Annotated in this window: 6 protein-coding genes; all 6 read right to left on the reverse strand. The window is 40.3% G+C overall.

The annotated features are described in order from the left end of the window. Window positions 1–9 precede the first annotated feature (9 nt). Window positions 10–1,179, reverse strand: a complete 1,170-nt coding sequence (trpB, locus tag ABES03_RS09630; RefSeq protein WP_430117076.1) for a tryptophan synthase subunit beta — start codon at window positions 1,177–1,179, stop codon at window positions 10–12. 177 nt (window positions 1,180–1,356) lie between these two features. Further along, on the reverse strand, window positions 1,357–2,550 hold the full coding sequence (locus ABES03_RS09635; RefSeq protein WP_430117077.1) for an ABC transporter permease: 1,194 nt from the start codon (window positions 2,548–2,550) through the stop codon (window positions 1,357–1,359). Continuing rightward, a complete protein-coding gene (locus ABES03_RS09640) occupies window positions 2,550–3,239 on the reverse strand; it encodes an ABC transporter ATP-binding protein (protein WP_430117078.1) in 690 nt (229 codons plus the stop codon). Before ABES03_RS09640 ends, ABES03_RS09635 begins: the two co-directional genes overlap by 1 nt. Then, window positions 3,236–4,363: an efflux RND transporter periplasmic adaptor subunit gene (locus ABES03_RS09645; RefSeq protein WP_430117079.1), complete on the reverse strand. Its 1,128-nt coding sequence runs from the start codon at window positions 4,361–4,363 to the stop codon at window positions 3,236–3,238. Before ABES03_RS09645 ends, ABES03_RS09640 begins: the two co-directional genes overlap by 4 nt. 105 nt (window positions 4,364–4,468) lie before the next feature. Next, the gene (locus ABES03_RS09650; protein ID WP_430117080.1) at window positions 4,469–5,140 is read right to left on the reverse strand and encodes a Yip1 family protein; all 672 of its coding nucleotides are present in this window, start codon (window positions 5,138–5,140) and stop codon (window positions 4,469–4,471) included. A gap of 228 nt (window positions 5,141–5,368) precedes the next feature. After that, a complete protein-coding gene (locus tag ABES03_RS09655) occupies window positions 5,369–6,289 on the reverse strand; it encodes an aldo/keto reductase (RefSeq protein WP_430117081.1) in 921 nt (306 codons plus the stop codon). Window positions 6,290–6,600: the final 311 nt, after the last annotated feature.

Consider the following 6,600-nt stretch of genomic DNA (forward strand, 5'->3'; position numbering starts at 1 on the left):
CCTTTCCATTTATTTATCTTTTAACATCTTAAATACCTGCTCCACATCTTTATCTCCGCGGCCAGATAGGTTTACAATCAACACATCTTCAGGAGATAAATTCTTTGCCAGTTTGATGGCATAGGCCACAGCATGGGAGCTTTCTAATGCTGGTATAATCCCTTCCGTTTTACTAAGCAGTTGAAACGCTTCTAACGCCTCTTGCCCCGTAACCGTCACATATTCTGCTCTTCCGCTAGTTTTTAAATGGCTATGCTCTGGACCTACACCAGGATAATCCAGGCCAGCAGCGATCGAATAAGTTGGTTTCGGCTCTCCCTTTTCATCCAATAGTGTTAAACATTTAAAGCCATGAATGACAGCTGGAACCCCTTCTGTTAAGGTTGGGGCTTCCGCTGGTTCCACTCCAATTAATCGAACAGATGGTTCCTCAATATAATGAGCGAACGCACCAATCGCATTACTGCCACCACCTGCACAGGCAAGAATCGCTGTTGGTAGTTTTCCTTCTTTTTCAAGTATCTGACGTTTGGATTCTTCACTAATAATAGATTGAAAGTGTTTCACCATTGATGGGTAAGGGTGAGGACCAACAGCCGAACCTAATAAATAAAAAGTATGTTTATAATTTTGCACTAAGTCACCTAATGCTTCATCGACAGCATCCTTAAGGCGCCCCTGGCCTTTTTCAACTGCAACCACTTTTGCTCCTAGTAGTTCCATTCGGAACACGTTAAGAGCCTGCCGCTCCGTGTCCAGTTTTCCCATATATATGATACATTCCATCCCGAACATCGCACAGGCAGTAGCAGTGGCTACGCCATGCTGTCCAGCACCTGTCTCCGCGATAATACGTTTTGCACCCATCCGTTTGGCTAATAGAATTTGCCCAATGGCATTATTAATTTTGTGAGCGCCTGTGTGGTTTAAATCCTCTCTTTTGAGATAAATTTTCGCTCCACCGATTTGTTTCGTTAAATTTTCCGCAAAGGTTAACGGGTTTTCTCTGCCAATATACTCTTTTAGGTAATAGTTGAACTCATCGATGAATTCAGGATCATCTTTATACAGTAAAAATTGCTCCTCTAATTCGTTCATGACCTGCTGTAAATCCTCAGGTACAAAACTTCCACCAAATTCTCCAAAGTATCCTTTATTTTCTACGCTCGCACTCTTCATTCTCAACTCGACTCCTTCTAAACTATTAATTTGGGAAAGAACGGTGAAATATTAACTGAATATTCCATAAAAACATTTTAACACACTACTATTTTTCTGCAAATCTATAGTCCCATTTGGTTTAGATATTCATCAAAAAAAGTCTGCACACTAATATGCAGACTTTTTTAATTAGGTTTATTCATATCTTAGCGATTCAATCGGATCAAGCTTGGAGGCCTTGTTTGCTGGGAGCAGTCCAAAAATGATACCTATTACCATTGAAAACATCACTCCACCTAATACTACCTGCCAGGAAACTAAGGATGGCCAGCCTGCAAAGAAACTCACAATGGTTGCCGTGCCCCAACCGAGAAATATTCCTAGAATTCCCCCGATAAAGGTGAGTGTCATGGATTCAATGAGGAACTGAGTTAAGACCTGGCCTCGCGTTGCCCCAAGTGCCATTCGAATCCCTATTTCTCTGGTTCTTTCCGTTACAGATACAAGCATGATATTCATAACCCCAATTCCACCGACAAATAAGGATATACCGGCAATACTTCCGATAATTAAGGTCATAATTTTCGTTACTTGCCCAATTCCTTGAGCAATTTCTTCCATGTTAATGACCTGATACGATTTTTCCGTATTATGCATCTTATTTAACAGTCTGGAAGCCTTTTTACCAGCAGCCTGTAGCTGTTCAGCAGATGCAGCTTGGAGTGTTACTTGGGTATAATTACTGCTGCCATACATATTTCTCCATGTTTGGAAGGGAAGGTAAACCTCCATTGACCCAAAAGAAAGAAGTCCATTCGGCTTTTCTAGAACACCGATGATTTCAATTGGCTGATTGGCAACCAAAATGATTTTGCCAACAGGATTGTCCCCTTTAAAGAGTTCTTCCTGCATTTTGTTACTGATAATCCCCGCTCTTCTTCCACCGAGAAAATCAGAGGTAGTGAAGTTTCGGCCCTTTGTTACTTTTAATTTGTTTAATTTTAAAAATGACTGATTGATCCCGGTTGTGGAAACATCGGCCGTTTCCTTTTGAAATCTTGCTTGTGACAATTTTGTGCTTGATGCTACCACTCTCTTAATCTCTGGGATTTGTTCCAACGCACGAATATCTTCTTGTTTGAATGGAGCTTGCAGGAACACATTGGGGTTTGCCCGCAATTCTTCATCAGATGGTTGATAAAACATTTCAATTGTATTTCCAGAACCAGTGATTTGTGTTTTCAGCATCGCTTCTCCGCCTTGCCCAATCGCAACTACAATGATGACGGCAGCAACACCGATAATAATTCCAAGCATGGTAAGAATACTTCGCATTTTATGAGCCTTTAGCGAGCTTAAGGCCATGATTAAATTTTCCATAAAACTCATTACATCAGCCCCCTATCAAATTGTGAGGGGGATTGCAGTAAACCGTCCCTTACCATGATCGTCCTGTTCGCATATTGAGCGACCTCAGATTCATGTGTTACTACAACAATCGTTACGCCTTCTTCATTTAGCTTACTAAATTGAGCCATGATATCTTCGCTTGTTTTCGAATCAAGTGCCCCTGTCGGTTCATCAGCTAAAATGAGCTTCGGCAGGTTTACAATCGCTCTTGCAATGGCCACACGTTGCTTTTGTCCACCAGATAGCGCATTTGGCAGGTGGTTCATACGGTCAGATAATCCTACTTTGATCAATGCTTCTTCCGCGCGGGCTTGCCTTTCTTTTTTGGAGATCCCTGCATAAATCATTGGAAGCTCCACATTTTTTAAAGCAGACAATCTTGGTAAAAGATGAAACTGCTGAAACACAAATCCGATTGACTGATTTCTTACCCTCGCCAATTCCTTGTCGTTGTAGTGGGATACATTTTCCCCTGCAAGAAAGTACTCACCCTCTGTTGGCTTATCCAAACAGCCGATAATATTCATCAGTGTTGATTTGCCCGAACCGGAGGGGCCCATAATAGCAACAAATTCACCTGGCTCAATTGTCATGCTGATTCCGTTTAATACATGTACATTCTCTTTCCCTAGCATAAACGATCGTGTGATATTTTCTAAGTGAATCATTTGACCTTCACTTCCAGCCCATCCTTCAATTGTTCAGGTCCTTGAACGATGACTTTGTCACTTTTCGAAACCCCATTAAGGATTTCAATCTTCTTTCCAGAAGTGATACCTGTTTTCACCTTTTGTTTACGCGCTTTTCCATCCTTTACAAGATAAACATATGGCTGTTCACCGTCATCATGTAAGGAGTTCACTGGAAGGACCATGGTCATCTTCTTTTCAGTTTCGATTTCCATAATAAGCTGGAAACCTGGTTTTAATGCTGTTGTGTCGCCCGAGATCTTAACCGTTACAGGATACTGCACTGCCTGACTACCGGTTTGTAGCCCAGATTGATTTTGTTGTGGAAGGATGCTAATCGTAGTGATTTGGCCCTGCCATTCTTGCCCTGGAACTGCATCCGAACGTAAAATTACTTTTTGACCGCTGCTTACTTTTAATGAATCGTATTCAGATAAGAGGCCTGCAGCGGTTAATCCTTCAAGCTTTCCGATATGTATAAGTGGTTCAAGATTCGATGCGTCCCTGCTACTCGTGTTTGGGTCTTGCACTGATAAAACTACTCCATCTATTGTACTCTTAATCTCCAAATCACCTTGGCGCTTACTAAGTAAATCTTTTTGCAGGGAGGTTTGCTTTAGCTCAATATTGGCTAACTTTTTTTCCATTTCTGCCTGCTCAAGTTCTGGAGCAAGTTGTTTTTTTGCTTCCTCTTTTCCGACCTGTTTAGCTAATGTTGTTTCTTTTTCCTTGAGCTGCTTAATTTTTTTATCAATCTGGGAGATTTTTAAATTGGCCGATTCAATGGCTAATTTATTTTGTTCCCTTTCCAAGTCAAGCTGTGGATTTTGAAGTTTAGCTAAGACGGACCCTTTTTTTACTATCTCTCCCTCTTTCACTAGTAGTTCTTTCAGTTCTCCTTTTTCTGGTGAGGAATAGACCACTTGTTCCTCTTCAAGCTTTACTGTACCCGGAATCATCAATAATGATGATACTTCTTCCTGGGATATTTGTGTCACTTTTACAGATGGCCCTTTGGCAAAAACCTGACGGTAGACGCTGACTGCAATCATAAGAACAATAAGACTGACAACACCTATGGTAATCCATATTTTCTTTTTCATTTTATACGGACAAAAGGATAGCCCCCATCACCAGAGGGGGACTTCTCCCTTATCCTGTTCTCCCTTCAATCAAAAGGTATAATTTTTAAGATTAAAATTGGTTAATTATAGTTTCGGTGCCCCTTGTAACAAGGTTCCGATTAAACCAAAGCCGATCCCAATTAAGAAGAAAACAATCGCAACGGTCCATGCAAGCCCCTTGGAGAATTGCCCTGTTTTGTGAAGCCCCAAGGCCGTTATAATTAATGTCCAAATACCGAATACTTCAATTGAGCCAAAGAAACCGGCCTTATCTTGATTGAGCAATCCTGCTAAACTAGTAACATATATTTCAACATCTCCACCTATCGCATACCTAATTGCCATATTTAAAATTAGACCAACAGCCCCGATGACCATAATAAAAGTATTCATGGAAAATAACTGCTTAAAGGTAACAGATGAACCAGCAATCTTAGCTATGGCCAATTGGATGGCACTGCTAATCAGCACGCCAAAGATGGGAGAAATGATACCAGTAATTGCAACCGTAATTTTAGTAATGGTTAATACGATTTCTACTTGATCTTCTGGGAGACCCTGATCAATTAACGTTGAAGCATCAATGGAAAAAGCCATAAAGATGGTTCCAATAGCGTAAAGAATACTAACAATCACCAACGGTACCCATATTTTTGGATTTTCCCTAATTCTCTCAAACTGTTGCACCGGATTCGTAAACATTCCAAACAGACTAGGTTTCTCTTTCTGTACATTAACCTCATTTTGTAATTCCATTTCATAACCCCCTATTTCCACTTATGTAAAATATTCCTAGTAAGTATACGGTAACCTATTTAAAAAGTTTCACTTTTTTTCAACCAGTATGAAAGAACAAAAAATAGGACGAAGATATCTTCGCCCTACGTTTTATTTTTATATTAGAATTTGTTAAAGGTGTCTGTTGATTTCCGCTCCAATCAACTGGGAATAAAAATCAACAATGTTGTTTAACATAGCCTTATATTAAGGTACGATATTCCCTGCTGCTTTGTAGATGGAATACCATTCTTCTCTTGTTAGGCGGATATCGGAGCCTTTACATGCCTCCTTCATCCGTTCTACTTTGGTTGTTCCAAGCACAACTTGGATATGAGCTGGATGACGTGTAATCCATGCTGTTGCGATAGCTGTATTGGTCACTCCGTATTTTTCAGCAATCGTATCAATTACCTGATTTAACTCAGGATATTTTTCAACATCACCTAAAAATGATCCTTCGAAAAAGCCGTGTTGATACGGGGACCAAGCTTGCATGGTAATGTCATGAAGACGGCAATATTCTAAAACACTGCTATCGCGATTGATTGACTGATCAATATTCATGTTTAAGGCAATTCCAGAATCAATCATTGGTGTGTGTGCAATGCTAAATTGGAGCTGGTTTACCACCAACTTATAAGGAATATACTTCTGCAGTAGTTCCATTTGAGCTGGATTATGGTTTGACACACCAAAGTACTTTACCTTTCCATTCGTATATAGCTCTTCAAAGGCTTCCGCTACCTCGACAGGATCCATTAATGGATCGGGACGATGAAGAAGAAGAAGATCCAGGTATTCCGTATTTAATCTGTTTAATATCCCGTCTACGGACGAAATGATATGCTCTTTTGAGAAGTCAAAAAAGCCGGAACGAATCCCACATTTACTTTGGATAATCATTTTTTCACGGATGCTTGCATTCATCTGAATAGCTTCTGAAAAGATCTCTTCGCTTTTTCCTTTGCCATAAATATCTGCATGGTCAAAGAAATTAATCCCTTCGTCCATGGCTGTACGTATCAGCTCTTCTGCTTCAACCAAGGAAAGTTGAGGCAAGCGCATATTTCCCATTATGATATTGGATGCTTTTAAATCTGTATTGGCAATGTTTATGTATTTCATGTAAAAGCCCTCCTTTTTCCTAATCATTCACATTATACTCTAACTTTCTCCATAATCCCAAAAGCGAACATCAATAAACAAACAAGGAAATAAGAAAAAGCGCAAGTGTCTTGGTCATCCCCGATCAAGAAGACGTGTAGATTTAGCGGAGCGCAGATAGACCTAGTCGTACATATGAGTACAAAAGTCCTTATCCTTTAGTAGCCAGGCAACCTTGCAATGGGCATTAGAAACTTCTTCTATTTACCGGTCGAGCACTTTTTCCTTTAGCTCGGGCATTAGAAACTTCTTCTATTTACCGGTCGAGCACT

The organism is Neobacillus rhizosphaerae, assembly GCF_050477885.1.
GTDB lineage: Bacteria > Bacillota > Bacilli > Bacillales > Cytobacillaceae > Neobacillus > Neobacillus rhizosphaerae_A.

Excerpts from the sequence above, each read along its gene's own strand:
- trpB (WP_430117076.1), bottom strand. The coding sequence starts at position 1,179 with ATGAAGAGTGCGAGCGTAGAAAATAAAGGATACTTTGGAGAATTTGGT.
- ABES03_RS09635 (WP_430117077.1), bottom strand. The coding sequence starts at position 2,550 with ATGAGTTTTATGGAAAATTTAATCATGGCCTTAAGCTCGCTAAAGGCT.
- ABES03_RS09640 (WP_430117078.1), bottom strand. The coding sequence starts at position 3,239 with ATGATTCACTTAGAAAATATCACACGATCGTTTATGCTAGGGAAAGAG.
- ABES03_RS09645 (WP_430117079.1), bottom strand. The coding sequence starts at position 4,363 with ATGAAAAAGAAAATATGGATTACCATAGGTGTTGTCAGTCTTATTGTT.
- ABES03_RS09650 (WP_430117080.1), bottom strand. The coding sequence starts at position 5,140 with ATGGAATTACAAAATGAGGTTAATGTACAGAAAGAGAAACCTAGTCTG.
- ABES03_RS09655 (WP_430117081.1), bottom strand. The coding sequence starts at position 6,289 with ATGAAATACATAAACATTGCCAATACAGATTTAAAAGCATCCAATATC.